At 66.4% G+C, this 19485-nt stretch carries 18 protein-coding genes and 1 pseudogene; 11 read left to right on the top strand and 8 right to left on the bottom strand.

Features of this window, described 5'->3' with window-relative positions:
• Positions 1–3 precede the first annotated feature (3 nt).
• Positions 4–831 (top strand): abortive infection family protein, encoded by an 828-nt coding sequence (locus LKO27_RS03740; RefSeq protein ID WP_227735538.1) that lies wholly within the window; start codon positions 4–6, stop codon positions 829–831.
• A 336-nt stretch (positions 832–1167) separates the two neighbouring features.
• On the opposite strand, the gene LKO27_RS03735 is transcribed toward LKO27_RS03740, so the two are convergent.
• Together LKO27_RS03735 and LKO27_RS03730 are read right to left on the bottom strand one after the other, a co-directional pair.
• Positions 1168–2979 carry a sigma-70 family RNA polymerase sigma factor gene (locus LKO27_RS03735; RefSeq protein ID WP_227735537.1) on the bottom strand — a complete coding sequence of 604 codons (1812 nt, stop codon included), beginning with the start codon at positions 2977–2979 and terminating at the stop codon, positions 1168–1170.
• Positions 2976–3305 (bottom strand): hypothetical protein, encoded by a 330-nt coding sequence (locus LKO27_RS03730; protein ID WP_227735536.1) that lies wholly within the window; start codon positions 3303–3305, stop codon positions 2976–2978. Before LKO27_RS03730 ends, LKO27_RS03735 begins: the two co-directional genes overlap by 4 nt.
• Positions 3306–3735: 430 nt before the next feature.
• Between LKO27_RS03730 and LKO27_RS03725 the strand changes: the two genes are divergently transcribed.
• The 3 genes from LKO27_RS03725 to LKO27_RS03715 all read left to right on the top strand — a co-directional run bounded on the left by LKO27_RS03725 (position 3736) and on the right by LKO27_RS03715 (position 5492).
• Positions 3736–3903: a hypothetical protein gene (locus tag LKO27_RS03725; protein ID WP_227735535.1), complete on the top strand. Its 168-nt coding sequence runs from the start codon at positions 3736–3738 to the stop codon at positions 3901–3903.
• A complete protein-coding gene (locus tag LKO27_RS03720) occupies positions 3900–4949 on the top strand; it encodes an ArdC-like ssDNA-binding domain-containing protein (RefSeq protein ID WP_227735534.1) in 1050 nt (349 codons plus the stop codon). The genes LKO27_RS03725 and LKO27_RS03720 overlap by 4 nt, the downstream gene beginning before the upstream one ends.
• 126 nt (positions 4950–5075) lie before the next feature.
• Entirely contained in the window at positions 5076–5492 is a 417-nt protein-coding gene (locus tag LKO27_RS03715; protein WP_227735533.1) for a hypothetical protein, read from the top strand.
• Positions 5493–5513: 21 nt separating this feature from the next.
• Here LKO27_RS03715 and LKO27_RS03710 read toward each other — a convergent pair whose 3' ends face one another.
• The 3 genes from LKO27_RS03710 to mobF form a co-directional block, all read right to left on the bottom strand.
• Positions 5514–5684 (bottom strand): hypothetical protein, encoded by a 171-nt coding sequence (locus LKO27_RS03710; RefSeq protein WP_227735532.1) that lies wholly within the window; start codon positions 5682–5684, stop codon positions 5514–5516.
• A 79-nt stretch (positions 5685–5763) separates the two neighbouring features.
• Positions 5764–6030: a methyltransferase domain-containing protein gene (locus LKO27_RS15495; protein ID WP_227735531.1), complete on the bottom strand. Its 267-nt coding sequence runs from the start codon at positions 6028–6030 to the stop codon at positions 5764–5766.
• A 281-nt stretch (positions 6031–6311) separates the two neighbouring features.
• A complete protein-coding gene (gene mobF, locus LKO27_RS15490; RefSeq protein WP_227735530.1) occupies positions 6312–11843 on the bottom strand; it encodes a MobF family relaxase in 5532 nt (1843 codons plus the stop codon).
• Positions 11844–12100: 257 nt separating this feature from the next.
• On the opposite strand from mobF, the gene LKO27_RS03695 reads away from it, so the two are divergent.
• From LKO27_RS03695 to LKO27_RS03665, 7 genes are all read left to right on the top strand, one after another.
• Positions 12101–12274: a hypothetical protein gene (locus LKO27_RS03695; RefSeq protein WP_227735529.1), complete on the top strand. Its 174-nt coding sequence runs from the start codon at positions 12101–12103 to the stop codon at positions 12272–12274.
• A 62-nt stretch (positions 12275–12336) separates the two neighbouring features.
• Positions 12337–13200, top strand: a complete 864-nt coding sequence (locus LKO27_RS03690; protein ID WP_227735528.1) for a tyrosine-type recombinase/integrase — start codon at positions 12337–12339, stop codon at positions 13198–13200.
• Positions 13200–13337: a hypothetical protein gene (locus LKO27_RS03685; RefSeq protein WP_227735527.1), complete on the top strand. Its 138-nt coding sequence runs from the start codon at positions 13200–13202 to the stop codon at positions 13335–13337. Before LKO27_RS03690 ends, LKO27_RS03685 begins: the two co-directional genes overlap by 1 nt.
• A complete protein-coding gene (locus tag LKO27_RS03680; protein ID WP_227735526.1) occupies positions 13334–13489 on the top strand; it encodes a helix-turn-helix domain-containing protein in 156 nt (51 codons plus the stop codon). Before LKO27_RS03685 ends, LKO27_RS03680 begins: the two co-directional genes overlap by 4 nt.
• A 266-nt stretch (positions 13490–13755) precedes the next feature.
• The gene (locus LKO27_RS03675) at positions 13756–13962 is read left to right on the top strand and encodes a hypothetical protein (protein ID WP_227735525.1); all 207 of its coding nucleotides are present in this window, start codon (positions 13756–13758) and stop codon (positions 13960–13962) included.
• An 835-nt stretch (positions 13963–14797) separates the two neighbouring features.
• Positions 14798–16861 carry a DEAD/DEAH box helicase gene (locus LKO27_RS03670; RefSeq protein ID WP_227735524.1) on the top strand — a complete coding sequence of 688 codons (2064 nt, stop codon included), beginning with the start codon at positions 14798–14800 and terminating at the stop codon, positions 16859–16861.
• 12 nt (positions 16862–16873) lie between these two features.
• Positions 16874–17110: a hypothetical protein gene (locus LKO27_RS03665; protein WP_227737279.1), complete on the top strand. Its 237-nt coding sequence runs from the start codon at positions 16874–16876 to the stop codon at positions 17108–17110.
• Here the strand turns inward: LKO27_RS03665 and LKO27_RS03660 are convergent.
• The 3 genes and pseudogenes from LKO27_RS03660 to LKO27_RS03650 all read right to left on the bottom strand — a co-directional run.
• Positions 17029–17639, bottom strand: a pseudogene (locus tag LKO27_RS03660) (IS30 family transposase); the annotation flags it as partial. The gene LKO27_RS03665 and the pseudogene LKO27_RS03660 overlap by 82 nt on opposite strands.
• A gap of 130 nt (positions 17640–17769) precedes the next feature.
• Positions 17770–19008, bottom strand: coding sequence for an MFS transporter (locus tag LKO27_RS03655; RefSeq protein WP_227735523.1), 1239 nt, complete (start codon positions 19006–19008; stop codon positions 17770–17772).
• Between the two features lie 18 nt (positions 19009–19026).
• A complete protein-coding gene (locus LKO27_RS03650; protein WP_227735522.1) occupies positions 19027–19326 on the bottom strand; it encodes a metalloregulator ArsR/SmtB family transcription factor in 300 nt (99 codons plus the stop codon).
• Positions 19327–19485 lie beyond the last annotated feature (159 nt).

The following is a 19485-nucleotide window of genomic DNA, read 5'->3' as shown; positions in this document are numbered from 1 at the left end:
AGGATGAGCTTGATTGAAATCGGATCTGTGCTCGGCAGCTTCTTTGATCGTGGCCAAGGCCCCTCTCACGACGAGTTGGATCGCGCAGTCGAGCGCTTTGGCTTGCGGACCGGAGATCCAGCGCCCTCGGGACGCTCGCCGGAAGGCGGCACTATCGGCAAGACAAAGAGAATCCGTCAGATACTGATGTACGCCGAGGATCAGGATCCAACTGCAGGGCTCCGACTCTGCGAGCATCTAGTGGCGCTCCTGCGTGCGGATGGGATGTTCACACCCAACTTGGACACTTTTGCAGGTACTGACAAGGTATCTCGATTGCAGGCCGCTCTCAGCAGGGCTGGGTACACCTTGACCACTGACGGCGTCCTCCACCAGACGGTCATCGACAACCTCAGCGGAACAGAGGTATCAGCCGTTCTCAAGGCGTACATCAACCGCGTTAACCTCAACCCTGACGATGCCCCGCTCCAAATCGGCACCGGAAAGGAACTCGATGAGGCAGCCGCCCGTCATGTACTCATCGAGAAGCAAGGGTCGTACGCCGTCAGCGGCCGTGACAGCAGCTTTCCCGTCACTCTTGCGGCGGCGTTCACGGCACTTGGGCTCGAGATCGCGCCGGACCTCAGCACGCACCTCCACTCAAATCCCCATAAACACCTTCAACAGTGTCTTTTCATGTTGGGTCTCGCCGTCAACCGTCTGCGCAATGATGCAGGCACCGGTCATGGACGTCCGGACGAACCCAATCGCTCCGGATCTCTAACGCCTGCAGAGGGGCGCCTTGTTGCACGGACGACCGCACTCCTCGCCGGGATGCTGCTGGACTCATAAGAGGACAGGCCACGATTGTGAAGGTTCCTGGGAAGAAGTGCTACGCGTGAGATTCGCATGGCAGCACCCTGATGCCGTTTCACAACAGATCGAGGCACCGGCCTCGATCCTTCCCCCTTCCTACATTGAGGCTCTCCCGATCGGTGGTGTTGTTCCGGTCTAGAGCCGCCTGTCCCGACGCGCGAACCGCCGAGGGGCAGTTCGTTGGACGACCACCGGGCAACCGCCGCCATCGCTGGATGAAGCGGGGGTACTGGGCAGGTAGTGGACGGGGGTCTTGACGTTGGGGCTTAGTCTCGATCTTCACGTTGGCGCTTAGTCTCGACACCGCCGATGTCACCTCGCCTGCGCGCTCGACGGTGGTGGTTGCCGGCGATGGTTGCGCCGCGGCGCCGCGCGAGTCCCTGCGTCCTCGGTTGCGGTGGGGTGAGGAGCGGGAACGAGTTGGCGGACCAGGGTCAGAGCTTGGTGGTAGTACCGTTCAACGCTGGTCCGCGACATTCCGAGTTCCTCGCTGATCTCCTGGTTTGTCCGGGCTGGCTTGCCGTCGAGGCCGTGTCGGGCGAGCAGCACGGCCGCGACGACGGGGGTGAGCTGGTCGGGGACCAACTGTTCGATCTGGTGAACCAGGTGCTTGTGTTCGGAGCGGTCACGCCGCTGTTCGAGAGCCTCCGGCGGCTCGGGCACGGGTGAGTTGGTGTTCACGCGGCGGTTGAGGCTGACGTCGTTCATTTCGCTGGGGATCGGAAGATTCTCCACGTCACGTCTGGAGTGTGCTGCCGCCCAATTCGACACGCGGATGGCGTAGCTCAGCCAGCGTGCCTTGGCGGGATCCCACTCGGCAGCGGCCTTGGTGACGTCGAGTGCCGCGTTCTGCATCGCATCGGCCATCAAACGGCGCGGGATCCCGTGATGCTGTGACTGCATCGCGGGGACGACAGAGATCACCATCTGGCTCAGGGCGTTGCGGCCGTCGGCGACCAGCGCTATCAACTCCTGTTCGGAGGCTGTGCTGGTGATGGCACGCGCGTCGGGATCGCCGCGGAGGGCGGCTTCGGCGAGGATCCCGACGTCGCGTCGTCTTGCCAGCCCCATTTCGACCTCCCTCGTGAGGAGGATCGGCTCTGAATGGATCCCGGAACGCCCCTTCGCGTCCCCGCTTGGTGACTCCGTCAGCGAAGTCGCCTTGCGTGTTGTGGCAGGTGTCGATCCGTTGGCTGGTGGAGTGGCCTGCGGTTGGATGTCTTGGAACCGGTCTCCGAAGCGGCGGTTGGTGAGCGGGTCGGCGGTTAGTTCCAGTTCGTGCGCCGCCATGACCGCTTCGGAGGATCCCCGGAGGCCGGGGGAAGCGGCTACGAGGCTGGCGACGAGATTGCCGCCGAAACCAGTCTGGAGAAGGGCATCGAGTTGCGCGCTGGCGGGGGTGTTCGTTGCCAGGGCGGTGCGGAGTGAGGCGGAGGCGGCCGCCAGCCCTCTGATGGTGTCTGTGTCCGCATCGGCCGGGGGTTCAAGGATGGTGTCGTAAAGGTTCTGGGCTATCTGCTGCCACGCGCTGGCGCTGGCCTCCGTCCGGGTAGTGAGCCGGTTCATCGCTGCGGCGCCGTCGTTGGAAAGCTCCACCTTCCTGAAGAGTTCTTGTGTGTGTTTGAGGAGTCGAAGCTGAACCAGTGTGATGGCGGTGAGTACTTGCGCGGAGGGTTGCCGGCTGGGGTGGCCCGCAGTGGCCACCATGGCCTGCCAGCGCAACAGTGCCGGTTCCAGTTCGATCGTCGCGATAGAACTGGGCGAGAGCTCTCTCTCTACGCCCGCGAGAAGGGTGCGCGTGACGCCTCGGGCGCTGCGGGCGGCGGCATGCGTGGCGAACCACAACGCCCTCCGCCCCTCCGAGTGGGCTGCTTCCCTCTCCTCGCCGCCGACGGTGGAACTCGACGCCGCGAGAATCGCCCGGGCCATGGGACCCCATTCTCCTCTCGGGCCGATGAGGGTTGCGATCGCTGCAGCGGATGTGACTGCTTCGTCGCGGATCGTGAGGGCGTTGAAGGCGTGGGCGCAAGCCACGGCCACGGTCGACCATTGCGTCACTGTCGGCCCGTCACCGTTCACGCTCGCCGTGGCCAGGCCCAGGGCGTCGTGGAAGGGGCCGGTCACGGTCGGCCCGAATCGGTGATTGCCTGCCGGATCTCGGCGATGGCCGCGGCGACGCCCTTGGACTCGGGCGACAGGGTGGAGTGGTCCCAAGCAGCGGTCTGTTGGGCTGCGAGTTCGACCGTCTCAGTCAGCGTCGCCGGGTGCTCGATGACCAGGAGACGGTGGCGGGGCACCAATGCCAGGACCTCGAGGTGAAGGGACGCGATGCCGAACTGAGGGACTGTGTCCAGGTCCTCCCCGTCCGCTCGAAGCAGCATCATGGACGCGTGCCTCAGCAACAGATAGGTGCGCTCGACCGCTTCGTCGGAAGCTGTGGTGGTGGTCATGGACTTTCCCTTCTTGGGTTTGGTTCACCTTCACCATGTCGTCGACGTCGTCGTGGACGTCAGGTCGGCCGACTTGTGCACAACGGCATCCGTGCCCGGTTGCGGCTGGCCGGGCAGCAAGGATCGTGCTCCATGCCGCCGCGACAGCAGCGAGGCGCGTACTGCCCGGCCTGACGATCCACCCGCCCCCCGTCCGTGTAGGTAGACCTCCCCCTCCGGACGGGCTGATCGCAGCCCCTCCTTCGACTTTGTTCCGCGGCGCGGGTGGGAGGTTCCGGCGGGTGCGCTGGCTCATGGTGGGTTTCCTCATTACTGCCCCGGGTCCGGTGAGGTGCTCGCGGTCACCTGAGATGGGCCACCGGAGGTGGGTTGTGGCGTGACCGGGACATCCATCTGCGCCTCAGCGGTGACTCGGCGGCGCTATAGGGGCATGGGAGAACTCGAATCGGAGACGGAACCGCACGAACTGGACAGTGACGTGCTTGTGGTGCTGGAAGACGTCCTGCTCCAGATAGAAGAGCAGGAAACCGGTGGTGGAGACCCGGCGGAAATCGCGGCGCTGCGAACCACCGCTTCCGAGCTGCTGGAGCAGCTGTGACCCGCCGACAGCTGAGCGACCACGACCAGGCTCGGTTCACGGCCCAACGCGAGGAAAAGCTCCAAGCCCTCCAGGCCCAGCTGGCCACCGGGCTCCAGCAGCTGATGCAGTCCGACGCCTGGCTCGCGTGGCTGCAGGTAGCGCGGAACTTCCACACTTACTCCTTCCGGAACCAGCTCCTGATCGCCATGCAAGACCCGGATGCCACCCGGGTCGCCGGCTACCGCGCCTGGCAGGCCATCGGCCGCCAAGTCCGAAGAGGCGAGAAGGCGATCACGATTATGGCGCCGGTCACCAAACCCCTCACCACACCCGACGGCGCCCCGGTCCTGGACGCCGCAGGCAACACCAAACGCGAGATCGTGGGCGTCAAACCCGCCAGCGTCTTCGACATATCCCAGACCGACGGCCCCCCACTCCCCCAGGCCGACCACCCGACCACCCATCTCAGCGGGCACGCCCCCGAAGGCATGTGGGACAACCTCCACCACTACGCCACCCGGGCCGGCTTCACCGTTCAAATAGGGCCGTGCCGGCCTGAAGGGCTGACCAGCTTCACGCAGCGGGCCATCCTCGTACGTGAAGGATTCGAACCAGCCCATGCCGCCTCTGTGCTGGCCCACGAAATCGGGCACGTCAGCATGCACGACCCCGGCGCGCTCGGAACCCGGGACGGCGGCTACTGCCGCGGCATGGTCGAGGTTGAAGCCGAGTCATTCGCGTGGCTGGTCAACAACGAATGGGGACTGGACTCCAGCACCGACTCATTCCAATACCTCGCAGGCTGGGCCACCCGGGCGGCGCAACAGGAGCGCAAGACTCCCGAGGAAGTTCTCACCGCCAGCGCCGAACGCGTCCGCGCAGCCGTCAGCCGCTACCTCGACTACCGCCACCCCGAGCCCCCCGAGCACCCAACCACCGCGCTGGCAGACCAGGTGAAACACCAAGTCGGCATCAACCCCACGCAAGCCACAAGAACGGCCCCACCGGCCCCAGAGACCACCCGCGGTCGAGCATCCCGGCGCGCGGCGGCACCCACACGCTGAGATCCCGGTACCCACGCCACACCATCCGCGGCTCGGGGATCCAATCGGCACCGTGCAGGTGAAGATGTCCGCCGGGGCACGGGACCTGTGGGAAGCAATCCACCACCAGCCAGAGACGACACGCCGATGGATGACGTGACCGCCCCAATTGACGACCTGCGCCAGTGGGCCCGCGGCGCTTACCCGCTGGAGGCCGCTGTCGAACTCTTGGGCCGCGCATTCGGCGGCAGGTTCGCCGAACCGAACAATCCATGGATCCGCATCGGCGATGCCGGCCACCTGTGGCTCGATGCTGAACTGATCATCGACGCAACCATCAACCGGTACTCCGGTGGGGAGCAGCGTGTTTTGCGGATCGTCGCTTCGCTGGCCGGTGCCCTGCCTGTGGCACTGAACGAGGTGCTCTCCGGCAATGACAGCGAGGTCACCAACCTGGTGTTCGCCGCGATGTCGCATGCCGGCGGCGGCCACGGCGGCGAGACGGTCGAACATCCACGCGCCATCGACAGCGTCAACTGGGGCGCGCCCTACCCAACTCCATGACCGCACTTCATTCATGAGAGCTCAGGTGCGCTGCTCGACGCTGCCGCCATAGTCCTGGTAAGTGCCCCTTGCGCGCTTTCCGGATCTCGACGGCTCATGCCGACGCAGTTCCGGCGAGTCGGCCGGGCCGATGCCGGGCATCAGGCTTGACCAGAGTTCGTCGAAGTCGTGGTAGGTCGTCTGGGCCGTCAACGGCTCCTCACAAACGGCGGTGAAGCCAGCCCCGGACGGGAGCCGGCTGTGTTCACCTTGCCGACCGAAGCGGATGACCTCAAGTTCGTCGGGGACATCGGGGTCGAGTGAGACCGCAGCGTCCCAGAGGCGCGCAGCATCTCCATGCCCCCTCGAGGTCCCACAAGCACAAGGCCGCCCGGCCGCCGGGGCGGATGACCCGTCGTAGCTCCAGTGCGGCCGCCTCGGGGTCATCGACGACGTGGAACACGAGCTGGGCCAGCGCAAAGTCGAGGCAGTCGTCACGGAAGGGCAGCGCCTCGCCCGGCTCTCCCGGAGGTCGACGCCGGGGAGACGCTGACGACATGACGCGAGGAAGCTCGCAGACGGATCACAGCCCACGACGTTCGCCGCGCCGACGATCCGGGACCAGTTCGGTCGTCAATGCTCCCGGACCGCACCCGACGTCGAGCACCCGCAGCACAGGAGCGACACCGGCGAATCGGGCGGAAGTGGGGCGAGGGCGATCGAGTAGCGCCCCATGACCGCGTCGTAGGCGTCGCACCCGCGGTGAAGGTCCGAGCTCCGGTGGCCGCTCCCATTCGTCCAGTATGTGACCGGCCCGCGGACGGGTCAATGACGGTGCTTCTAGCGCACCGGTGCCGCCGGGCCCGGCTGGTGAGCCCGCCATCTGCGTCTCGCAGTCATCGTGTCCGGGGCGCCGACGGTTCTGTGAGGTGGAGGGTTCTGTCTGGGTTCTGTGAAGTCGATCAATAGCGCCAGCGCCAGTTCGGGCGGGGAGGTCTGGAGTTGTGGGATTAGCGTGGCGGGGTCGACCCCGACTGTTGTGCCGAGGAGGTGCAGCTGCTTGGCGATTGTCGGCCAGTGTTCGCTTTGCAGTAGCAGGGGGTTGGTGCGTCTTGCCCAAATGATCCACTGCTCTTGGGGTGCCTGCTGCATCCGTTCTCGGAGTTGGCGGGTCTGTTCCCGCCGCGCCAACTCCGCTGCCTTCTCCGGCTGGTCGGTCCACCTGTCGACGGCATCCAATAGGGCGCGCTTGGCGTCCACCTCTCGACAGCCGACGTCGCGGGCCAAGGTCGTCAACCGGGCCCAAGTCCCGGCGGGGCGTGCGGCGAGGATCTCGGAGATCTGCTGCAATGCCTGCGGCTGCGCCAGGTGCATGAGTCGCTCATCGGCCATGACTTCGCCTTGGCTGCGAGCAGTTTCGAGGGCCCGGAGGAGCGCTCGCGGGCCTCGGGTTTGGAGAAGTTCAGCTGGATCGGAGCCGGGCGGCAGCAGGGCGCGGCCGGGGTCAAAGCGGTGGGCTGCTAGGAGCCAGAAGGCGTTCTCGGCGGCTATGCGGCCGGCGGCGTCCGGGTCGGTGGCAATGACCGGGGTTGAGCCACCCGCAAGGACAACGGCCTGTTCGGCTGTGAGTGCGGTACCAAGGGGTGCCACACCGACAAAACGGCCAGCACCGGCCAGGGTGACAGCCATCGCATCCATCGGGCCCTCCACGATCACCGGCACCGCGTCCGGGGCGAGCTGGTCTTGACCGAACAGCACGTCGCGCTTGCAGTACAGGGGTGTGATGGCGGTGTTCAGGTACTTCGGACCAGCCTGCTCCTGAGTGCGGTCTGGGTTGCGGCGGCCGACGAACCCCAAGATCGTGTTGTTGGCGATGATCGGGAACATGAGCCGGTCGCGGAACTTGTCGATCAGCCGACCATCCCGGGTGCGTGCCGCAACCCCTGCTGTGAGCATCTCCTCCTCGCTGATCCCCTGACCGCGGAGGTGGTTGACGAGGATGCTCCACCCGGCTGGTGCGTAGCCGGGGAGGAAACGCAGGTCGCCGACCAGGTCCGTGCCGAACCGCTCCACCAGGTGGCGCTGCGACCAGGAATCTGGAAGCTGGTTGGCGTAGAAGGTGGCGGTCAGGTCGTTGACGTGGACGAGGCGCTGCGGAGCGTGCTGGGTCGCTTCCCATCTGTCGGCGGCCTCGAAAGCCTGCTGCAGCCGGGTTTCGGTGAGGTCGGGTTCGGTGATCTCGCGGCGTTGGGCTGCATGTTTCAGCTCGGCGTCGAGGTCGGGGGCGGCGTCCCAGTCGATCAGGTGCAGGTCCGCAGGTGGGAGTTCGTCTGGGTGAGGAGGTGGTTCCAGCTCCGGGTCCTCAGGTGCGGTGGTGAGCTGTTGCGTCCGCCACATCAAGGCCTGGCAGAGATCCTCGAAGCCGGAGAGGTCCCCGGCCCGGGTCGTGAAGTCACGTAGCGGGATGCCGGCCGCGACGCCTTCGTCGACGGCCCCGACCAGGGCGGGCCACCATGGGCTGGACTCAAGCTCGACAACCCTCCCCTCCCCAACCAGGGCTGCCAGCTCCCCAATCCACGGAACCGACCGGACCTCTTGGGCGGCGGCCTGATGGCGCGGGGCGAGGTGGCGGGTGAGGCGCCACCAGAGGGCTGCGGCGGGGTGTTCGGCTGGGAGTGGTCCGTCGGCTGCGGCTTGGGCGAGCAGTGCTGAGATGGGGACGCCGTTGTTGTGGAGTGCGGCGATGCGGTGGCTGAGTGCCGTGGCGTAGGGGTCGTTGTGGATGTGGGGGTGGAGGTCGGTGAGCATGTCGGCCCAGACACCGCTGATGGCGGGTTGTAGCCGTTGCTGGAGTTGCTTCTGCCACGCCCTCGGTGCGGTGCCGAGTTGGGCCGGTCCCGTGGGGCGCCGGTCGGTGGGGTCGACGGCGGTGGCGGCGCGCCAAACCTCCACATCGGCGACCAGTGCAGGGGTGAGGTGCTGGCCGGGCAGCGCCCACACCGGCCGACCTTTAGTGTCGGCTGCGTCTCTTGTGGTGGCGGCGCACTGTTGGACGAGGGTGGCGCGGGCGGCCAGGTACGGCCCCCAATCGGGATCGGTGCGGAGCTTTTCGGGAACGGCAGGTAGCCATGGCAGCGGCCCTTTCCCGGTTGGGGTTGGGATGCGCCAGGTCAGCACAGCTGCAGGATCGTGAGCAGAGTCCAGTTCCCTGACGGCGACCGCAGCGCTGAGCTCGTCTAGCGGGTCACGGCCGTCGGCGGCGTTGACGATCAGGGTGGCCCGCAGGGTTGGCCAGGCCGCACAAGCGGTGAGCCCGGGGTGGATGTGGTCGGCGCCCCGGTCAAGGTTGCCGAAGATGGCCGGGTCGAGGGTGGTTTCGGCGGCGGCGTGGAGCGCGTCTGTGTAGCGGGCGGCAGCGGCGGTCAGCTGTGCGGCCGGGGTGGTGGCCTGCCGGGTCTGGGTGGTGGCGGAGACGGGGGCGCCGTCGCGGCCGAGGGTGGCCTCGAGCACGTCGACAGCGGTCTCCGGCCGGAGGGTGGTGGGGTGCAGCAGGGTGTGTTCCTCCCCGTCGCCGACCACGGGGGCGTAGAGGTGGTTGGCGTGGCGGCCGCGGGTCAGCATCACATACAGCTGCTGCCTCGATTCGGCCCCGGTCAGGACACTGTGCGTGGAATCGACGGTGATTCCTTGGGCGGTGTGGGCGGTGACGGCGTAGCCGAGCTGCACATGCCCGGCCACATAGCCGGCCGGCAGCGTCACGGACAAACCAGAACCCTGATGCCTGGCCCTGACACCCCCCGCCGCGGCTACTTTCTCGATGGTCCAGCGGTCGCCGTTCTTCACCCAGTCCGTCGCCGAGACCCGCAGCCTGCGGTCATTCAACCTCGTGATGATCAGATCGCCGGCCGAGGCCTCGTTCCCGTCCCCCAACCAGACGCTCGGGACGTCTGTCTCGGCTGCCGACGCGAGGCGGGTTTCGCGGGCGCGGCGGTTGAGTTCGGTGACGGTGTCGCGGGTGCTGGCCAGCATCAGGCTGTCCTGGCCGGCGGCCCGGTCTCGGGTCCAGGCGTGGAAGGCGGCCTCGATGCTGGTTTGGTGGGTGCCGGGGTGGATGCGGTCGTTGTCGAGGTAGAACCCGAGCGCCTCGCCGCGGCCTTCGCGCAGCGCCAGCGAGGCGGCGGCTTCAGCGGGGTCGGTGAAGCGAAGCAGCTCGGTCAACTCCACCGCCCCGTGGATGCGGGCGATGTCGCGCAGCACCCCACCGGCGCTGATCGCCGCCAACTGCTGATCATCCCCCACCAACCGGACCGAACCCCCACGACCCACGACATGATCGATCACGGCGCCCAGGGCGATGGTGTCGGCCATCCCGGCCTCATCGACGATCACCAAAGTCCCCGGCCCAATCCGGACGTCACCGGCTCGACCGTGTGTCAGGTCCCACACCAGTTTCGCCACCGTGGTCGCTTCCCCGACCTGGTCACCAAGCATCCGGGCGGCGACCGCCGACGGTGCCAACCCCAGCACCTCTCCCCCGCCCTCGCGCCAGGCGTCGGCCAGCACCCGCAGCGCGGTGGTCTTCCCCGACCCGGCGGCTGCGAGCGCCAGCTGGACCCGGGCGCCGCTGGTTGCCATGGCCCGGACCAGAGCGGTCTGTCCGGCATTCAATGTGATGCCGTTCGCCTGCGAGGCGAGCAACGCCAACGACACCTGCAACTCCCCCACCCGGCGGCCGTCGCTGCGGCCGGCGAGTTCGATGATCCGCTGCTCGGCGTGCATGATCCGGGCCGAGGTGAACAACTGCGCCCCGGAGACTGAGTACACCGAGGCGCCGTCCCGGCGCCGCAACACCGCAGGCTCGCTGATCCCATCCCCCACTCCATCCAATCGCACGCAAAGCCCGGTGGCGCGGCGCAGCACCTCCCCCGTCAACGCCTCCGCCACCACCGGATCGGTGGCGTGCTGCCGGGCCCTGCGGGAGGCTTCGGCGCGCAGGTGCCACACCTGCCAAGTCGCCCGCGACCCCCCCACCGCCGCAACCACCCCCGCGGCAGTCTCATCAATCCAGGAGTCGGCCACCGGGGTGCGTGTCCGGGTGTGGGAGGTGGCCGCCGCGACCATGCAAGCGACCCCCGCGTCCCCGAGCACCGACTGGGCCTCAGCCAGCCAGGACTGGCGTTGCTGGGCGATGGTGCGGGGTTCGTGTTTGGCGGCCCGGGTCTCCAACGTCGCCTGCTGCGCCAACCGCAGCGCCTCCACCGGCGTGGGCGGCCGGCCATGACCGGCCTGGAAGTCCGCGGCGAGCTGCTGCTGGCGGGTGGTGATCGCCGCCCGCCGCGACGACCACCGCGCAGTCAACACCCCCGGCACCCCCACGATCTCCCGCACCGGCGCCTTGCCCGGGTCGCCACCGGAACGCTCCACGAACCCGATCCCCAGTCTGGCCAGGTGGGCTTCCAGTTGGGTGTTGTAGGTCTCCGAGATCGACACCATCGCCTTGAACACCAGCCGGCCGTCGATCGCCAACCACTTCCCCGCCAGAGTTTGCACCTTGTTCGCCACCGCCACATGCGTATGCAAATTCGGATCCCCAGCCCGCGAATCCCGGTGCACGAACACCGCCGCCACCAAACCGGTCACATCAACCTGCCGAACCCCACCGGCCCCCTCCCGCGAAAACAACGCGTGCCGCTCCCAGAACCGCAACGCGTCCGCCACCGCAGCGTGGTGGGCCTGCTCGATCCGGGCCGCAAGTTCCAGCGGAGCCACCGCCCACAACGCCGACACCGACTTCACCGGCGTGAACGTCACATCAAACCCAGCACACGTTGTCGACGGATCCCGCGACAACCGCGCCACCTCCGACGACAACTCCAACCCCGACGGCAACCGACCCAACCGCCGCACGAAACCCTCCCGGGCGACGTCGTTGCGGATCCCAGCCAACACCGCGACCGGCACCTCCAACGCGTCGGGATGCTGCTGCTGCCACCGGCCGCAACGGGCCGCGACCTCCCGCTGGAACCCGGTGACGGCAGGACCCACCTGGAACGGTCGCCCCAACCGCGACGCCTGGTTGATCTGGTCTGGGGTGGCGTCGGTCGGCAGGTCGGCGAGCCTGGCGGCCATGTTCGGGTGGAACCCGCCACCGAACAGCGCTTTCATCTGCTCCGCCGACACAGGGCCACCGACCGCGACATCCCCCAACCCCGCCACACCAGCGCCCCGCCAGGAGCCGGGGACCTCACCCTTCTCCGAGTAGTACGACGCCAACGACACGTGGCCCTTCTCCGTCCAATCCTGCACAGCCACCTGCCGAGTCAGGTAGTCATAGCCCGACCCAGCCGTCAGCTTGTGAACAGAAGCAACCACACCCCCAGATGGCCCACCCGACCACGGCTACAGCCCACGTACCCCCAAAACTTGAAGAGCCACACACCTCTTGCACTACCGGAGGAAGGGTCCCGAATCAACCCTGGGTTGATCGGTGCGGAGTGCGCGTTCACCCAATGGGTCGTGAGTGGTCCGTCTCCGGTTTCGTCAGGGCCTTGTGGCGTTCGGGTCGCCATGATGACCGTGGTCACTTTCCATTGTCATCGTCACTTCTAAGTTTACGGCTGGGGTGGGTGGTGACCGTTCCCGGTGCTGCACATCTGGTCCTGGCCCCCGGCATCGCGCACTTGAACGAGCCCGTCGCGGTATTCGAGGCGATGGTGTCGGGTTGGGCTCGGCAGCAGCGTTCCCGACTGCTGGTGGATGCGACGGTCGAGCCCAGGATCGCGTTGATCCGCAGGTCCACCTAGGTGACCGACTCGTTCCCCTGGGTGTGGACCGCGGGCGATGTCGAGACTTCACAGCAGGCTTGGTGATCGGCCCTGATCGGTTGGCACCCTCGACGATCCGCGGCTACCACCAGACCCTGCGGTTGTTCTGTAACTATCTGCTCGATGGACGCTACGGCTGGGTGGAACAGTGTGAACGACGCTTCGGGATGATCCCCTCCCAGGCGTGCCACGACTTCAACACCGCCGCCCATCTGGTCGAGTACGAAGGGCGACCCGAACGCCGACCGTTCACCTACGACGAACTGCAACACCTGTTCGACCACGTCGACACCCGCATCGAGCGCGCGCAACGCTCGGGCCGCAAGGGTGCGTTGGCGGCGCTCCGCGACGCGCAGATGATCAAGACCGCCTACGCGTTCGGGCTACGAAGACGCGAGTTGTGCATGCTGGACGTGGCCGATCTTCGGCCGAACCCGAGCATGCCGGCCTGGGGCACCTACGGCGCGATACATGTGCGCTACGGCAAGTCCAGCGGCGGTGGGGTCCCCCGGCGACGCACCGTGCTGTCGGTTCCCGAGTTCGACTGGGTGATCGAGGGGCTGCGTCAATGGGTCGACCAGGCCCGGCCGCTGCTTCAACCAGGGCCACGCCAAGAGCTGTGGTTGACCGAGCGCCGACAGCGGGTCTCGGTCAAGACGATGGACCACAGGTTCGCCTACCTGCGCCAACAGGCCGAACTTCCGGCCGAGTTGACTCTGCACTGCCTGCGGCACTCGTATGTGACCCACCTGGTCGAGTTCGGCTACCCCGAACGGTTCGGCACCGAACAGGTCGGCCACTCATATGCGTCGACGACAGCGATCTACACCTCGGTATCGAACAATTTCAAGACCAAGACGCTCCAAGCCGCGCTCTCGCGCGTCTACGGGGCCAAGGAGGACTGATGACCACACGGGTGAGTTTCTACTGGCACCTGCGTCAGGTGATGGCCGAGAACGGCATCTTCCAGACCACCGACCTGGTCGCCCCGCTGGCAGAGCGCGGCATCCACCTGTCCCGTCAAATGATCCACCGGTCGTGACGAAAACACCACAACGGATCAACGTCGAGCTGCTCGCCGCCCTGTGTGACATCCTCAACTGCAACGCTGGCGACCTGCTGCAGCTGCGCCGCGAACACGTCCGCGACCTCCCCGTCGCGGTCAACGACAGCCAGCCGGGGATCGGCACCTGAAGCCCGTCAGGGCCACCATCCGTCGCCCCCACGAGTGAGCGAACGGGCCTGCTGGGACTGCGGCGGGAACCGTCACTCCTTCACCACCGCCCCCGGGGGTCAGCTGTGTCTGGCCTGCCGGCGACGCCGCCACTACCACCCAGCGACCTGCCCGCAATGCGGAGACCTGCACCACCCCAGACGCCCTCCTGGCAGACAAGCCACCCGCGACCGGGCAACCCCACGACGGCGCCGCCCTTACGGCGGCATGAGGATGTCGGCTTGCGATGTCGCGGACTGCTTCATTGGCGGACGGTAGCGTCGAGCGCGCGATCGTTTGGCTGAGTGGCGCCCATGGCGCAGGCAAGACGACCACCAGCGCGCTGGTCCAGCAACTGATCCCGAACTCAAGGGTGTTCGACGCAGAGAATGTGGGCAAGACACTCATGGACATCACACCGCGACTGCCCATCACTGACAACTTCCAGCACTAGCCGCCGTAGCGACCCTTGGTTGTTGAAACCGCCCGACGCGTGGACTACGTCGGCGGCACGTTGGTGATCCCGGTGACTGCCTTGGCCGAGCGTATTGGCGTGAGATCAGCGAGGGCCTTGCCGGACACGGCATTACCATACGCATTTCATCCTGCACGCTGACCAGGTCACGCTCCGCCGTCGCATCGAGAGGGACCGTCCCTTCCCGTCCCCATTCCGTCTCCAGCATCTTGAGCTGTACTGCCAGGCTGCCCGCACGCGGCTGCGCGGAGTGGTCGAGGTTGTCGACACCACCGATCTCGCAGCTGCCGAAGCTGCCGGGCAGACGCCTCGCCCTCCTCAGCTGGAGCCCCGGCGTCGGCCGGCTGCCTGACCTCCACCGGGAGGCCCTCGACGATGAGCGGCACGACAGGGAGCGGGAACTCGGGTTCACTCACGGACGTACCCCCGTGACCGGGAGTTCCTGCGGCTCCATGACCTCCTGGTCGGCCGCGGCCGAGGTCGCGATGGACTCCCCCTCGCCGCCCGCCCCGGCGCCGTTCGGCGCAACACGATCCGCACCTCCCGGTCGATGACCTGGACGGGGTCGGCGTGGAAGTCGAGCTCGCGTCCCCGGCGTCCGACCAAGTCCTGGATTGAGCGGAACCTGCGCGTTTGCGCTATTCGTAGCCGCCTCCTGGGTGGAGGATGTCGCTCCCGTCGGGACCACATAGCGGGGGACCGAACCTCTTCGGTGGACAAGAGGCGCGCCCCATGTCACGAACCGACATCCGTGCACAGCAGTGCTGAGTATGTAGAGGAATGGAAAGCTTGGAAGGTTTGATATAGTTAATCTATGACGGGTGACGAGCGAGAGTTGAAGTCGGAGTTCAAGCAGGAGTTCCTGCGCGTCGCGGCGGCCGCCGAGTACGTGGGCGTGTCCGCCCAGACGCTGCGACGCTGGGACCGTGATGGGCGACTTCCCGCGGTCAAGCGCCCGGGCAGCAGCCATCGCTACTACCGGGAGGCTGACCTGGAGGAGTTCAGATTGGAGTACCGGCGTGCGCAGGACGCGAGCGGCAAGGTGTCGGTCTTTGCCACCGCGAACGCAGACATTGAGGCGAACGAACTGCTGCGCGAGCCGCAACGGGAGGCGCACCGCGCAGTGCGCGAGCACTTCGCCTCGTCGAACGAACCGGGAATCCTGCAGATCCCCGTGGGCTGCGGCAAGACCGGCATCATGTCGACCCTCCCGTTCGGAATCGCCGACGGCCGGGTGCTCGTCATCACGCCAAATCTGACTATCCGCAAGGGGGTGCAGGATGCCCTCGACATAACCAGCCGCGAATGCTTCTGGACAAAGACCCGGGTCCTGTCTGACTTTACAGCCGGACCATGGACTGCAGTGCTCGACGGTCCAGCGGCCAACGTCCATGACGCTATCGAGAGCGACTTCGTAGTGACCAATGTGCAGCAGCTCGCGAGCCGCGCCGACCGGTGGCTACCGAAGTTCCCACAGGACTTCTTTGACATGATCCTGGTCGACGAGGGCCACCACGCGCCTGCGGAGAGCTGGCAGAAGGTGCTCCGGCGGTTCCCGCATGCGAAGGTAGTGAGCCTGACCGCGACACCCTTCCGCGCCGACGACAAACAGATGCACGGCCAACTGCTGTACAAGTTCTCCTTCACCAAGGCGATGGTGCAGGGGTACATCAAGCAGATCCATTCCCGGAATGTCGCGCCGGCCGAGCTGTACTTCACCTACAGCGACGACAAATCCGTCAAACACACCTTGGACGAGGTGCTTGAACTACGCGAGGAGGCGTGGTTCCGTCGCGGTGTCGCGTTGAGCCCGGAGTGCAACCGACACATCGTGGAGGCCAGCATCCAGCAGTGCGAGGCAATGCGCGCGCAGACCGGGGTGAAGCACCAGGTGATCGCCGCAGCATGCTCGGTCGACCACGCGCGCCAGGTCGCGGCTCTGTATGAGGAGTGCGGCTACGACGCCGCGGAGATCCACTCGGACATGGACGAGGACGAGCAGGAAGCAGTTCTTGAGCGCCTGCGGACTGGGACTCTGGACTGCATTGTGCAGGTCCAGATGCTCGGCGAGGGGTTCGACCACCCACGGCTCAGCGTGGGCGCGATCTTCCGGCCGTTCCGGTCGTTGGCCCCATATATCCAGTTCGTCGGGCGGGTCATGCGCGTGGTCCAGCAGAACAAGCCCGACCACCCTGACAACCAAGGCACCGTGGTCTCGCACGTGGGCTTGAACAACGACGGGCGGTGGTCTGAGTTCCGGGAACTTGACCTCGATGATCAGGAACTTATCCACGGGTGGGTTGTTGGCGAGGAGATCAACCTAGAACCGACCGAGCCGACCGGCGAACCTCGTTCTCGGCGTTTCGACGGCGGCATGCTGGTGAATGATGAGATCCTGACCAGCTTCATCGACCAGGCCTACCTGGATCCGAGCGACGACCGCGTCCTGGAGGAGATGCTCGCCAAAGAGGTCGCCCCAGGCCTGACGCTCGGCGACATCGTGCCTTTGGAGCAGTTGCGAGCGGCCCTCCTGGAGCAACAGGCCGCGCGAGCCGCCCACGTACCGACCGCCATCCCGGTATCTCCGCAGCGTCGTCGCCAGTCGGCTCGGAAGCGGCTCAACCAACGGGCCGGGGCGGTCGCGAACAGGGTCCTTGACGAGCTGCATCTGCCGCGGCAGGGACGGCAGCTCGCGAAGCTGCTGAAGGGGCCGATGGCCCCGAACAGCCAAGTCGTGATTCGGCAGCTGAACAAAGCGGTCACCGCAGAGGTCAACAACGACCGCGGTGAAGCGTCCGTCGACGACCTTGAGCGCGCGTACAAGAAGCTTGACGCCATCGCGGACGAGGTTCGTGACGACATTGCCAAGAGGCTCTAGAAGGAGTGGTTCATGCCCCAGATCAAGTCCGTTCTCCGCCACGTTTCTGTGCAGACCGCCAAGCGAAAGCGGGACTGCTATCGCCACCGTACCGGCAAAGCAGCCCACGCCATCATCCAGGGAGAGGGGTGCCTGGTCATTCACGGCCCCGACGGCAGCGACCGCAACTACTGTCGTGATGCCGCCGAGGAAATCCTGGGCAAGGCGCAGGTCGATCTCGACGCGCTCAAAAGGGCTCTCGGTCTGTGAGGAGAATCAGACCTGATCGCCTGAGGGGGCTCACCCGTCAGGTCCCCGAACCTGTGCTCGGCCGAGTGAAGGTGGATGTTTGCTCGAACAGGCGCTGCGCCCGTTCCAGGGGACAGGCCGGTGCCCTTGGGGAAGTACTGGCGGAGCAGTTCGTTGGTGTTCTCGTTCCTCCCGCGCTGCCAAGGGCTGTGAGGGTTGGCGAAGTAGACCGGGATGCCGGTGTCGATCTTGAATGCCGCATGGGCTGAGAGTTCCTTGCCACGATCCCAGGTCAGCGACCGGATGAGCTGGTTGGGCATCGTCGTCATCATCGCCGACAACGCCTTGTTCATCGACACGGCCCCGTAGCCGCTGAGCGCGGGGCCGTTCTTCACCGGAGCTGTTGCGGCCCAGCCTTCCTCACGAGGGAGGTGGACGAGCATCGTGAACCTGGTCGTGCGCTCGACGATGGTGCCGATCGCCGAGCGTCCGGTGCCGATGATGAGGTCGCCCTCCCAGTGGCCGGGACCGCGCGATCTTCGGCCTCAGCGACGCCTCCACGGCGCCTACGTTCCGAGAAAGGCGGCGGCCGTTTGGTGACCGGGCCGGGGAACTCGTTCAAGAGGGCTTGCTGAGTCTAGAAATGGACCCACGGTTCGCGGTCTCCTCCGGGGGTACGGTCAGCGGCGCCCCGACGGAAGCTCGGCACTTTTCGACAGCGGTGCCCCCCGCCAAGCCACGCGCGCGAGCAGGAGACCAGCCCCTCCCAGTACGACGAGTATCGCTGCGGTGGGCGCGAGCCCGAGCACGGCTCCGAGCGTCCCTGCAAGGGGGTAGGTGATGAGGAAACAGGCGTGGGACAGGGAGAACTGCGCGGCGTACACCGCTGGACGTGACCGCTCGGTGGAGTTGCGTTGCAGGATGCGGGCCGACGGGGTGAGGGTCGCCGACGTCGCCGCGCCGATGATGAACCACAGCGCGAGCAGCAGTGGCCAGGCGCTGCCGGCGTCGGTCCAGGCGAGCATCCCCGCCACCGCTGCCAGGCCGATCGGTAGTGCGGCAGCACCAACGAGCATGACTCCCCTGTCCGGCAGACGATCGAGGAGCGGGGGCATCGTTAGTGCGACGATCATGGATCCGGCACCGTTGGCTGCCAGCAGGATCGCCAGATCCGTTTGGCCGAGTCCCAGATGAGTCCGCACCACCACGACCGAGTTGACGATCACCATGGCCGTCGTCGTTGCGACGACAAGGTTCAAGCCCAACAGACCTCTCAGTTCGAGGTTGGTCCAGAACTGGCGGGCTCCACTGGTGAGGCGCTGCAGGAACGGGGAGGCCGGGGGTGGTTCGATGTTTGGCAGCCTGCTGACAGCTACCAGCGACGCGGAACCGATGAAGCCCACTACCGTACCCACGAAGAGGTTCTGGTATCCGATGACCGCTAGCAGCGCAGCGGCGATCATCGGGCTCACGAGCGCCTCCATGTCGTAGGCCAACCGCGACAGCGAGAGTGCGAGCGTGTACTCACGCTCGCCGGGTAGCACGGAGGGGATGAGCGCCTGGAATGCTGGTGTGAACGTCGCCGATGCCGCCTGCAGGAAGAAGATGAGGAGGTGTATCTGCCACGGTTGGCTTACGAAAGGCAAAGAAAGGGCGACGGCGGCACGCACCAGGTCAGCTGTGATGAGCAGAGGTTTGCGCGGCACCCGGGCCAGGACAGCCGAGACGAGTGGCGCGACCCCGACGTAGGCGACCATTTTGATGGTCATCGCCAGCCCCATCACCGCGCCGGCGTCGTCCTGGGCTATGTCGAAGGCCAACAGCCCGAGGGCGACGGTGAGCAGGCCAGTTCCGAGGAGAGCGATCACCTGGGCGGAGAACAGCTTCCGGTAGGTGGCGTTCCGGAGGGTGTTGATCAAGGGATTCCCCTGGCTGGGTCAGGCGTCGCTGGTGTGGTGCAGTGGGATCTGTCCGGTGGCTGCCACCGAATGCTCCGCTTGCTTGACGGCTTCGAGGATCACGCGTGACGCATGCTCGTCTGCCAGCTTGTAAAGGACTCGGGTCCCCTCGTGGCGGGTGGTGACCATGCGTGCCATCCGGAGCCTTGCCAAGTGCTGGGAAACGCTCGAGGGGGCCCTGTCCACCGTGGCCGCCAACTCTCCCACCGACATCTCTTTGGCCGCTTCGAGAGCCAGAACGAGGCGGATGCGCGTCGGGTCGGAGAGCAGCGCGAGCACTTCCGCCGCGAGGGCAATGTCCTACGGACACTGGGCGGGATGTTTCATTTTCCGCATTCAAACGCACATGTTGACACAGTTCGATGCCGATGTCCCAATCCGGGGGTATTCTCGAGCCGAAACCGATGGGTTCTCTACGGTGGTGACCTCGGCGATCCG

Origin of the sequence: Tessaracoccus sp. OS52 (assembly GCF_020687685.1) — a bacterium.
Lineage (GTDB): Bacteria > Actinomycetota > Actinomycetes > Propionibacteriales > Propionibacteriaceae > Arachnia.
This window is presented reverse-complemented; position numbering and strand designations above follow the sequence as displayed.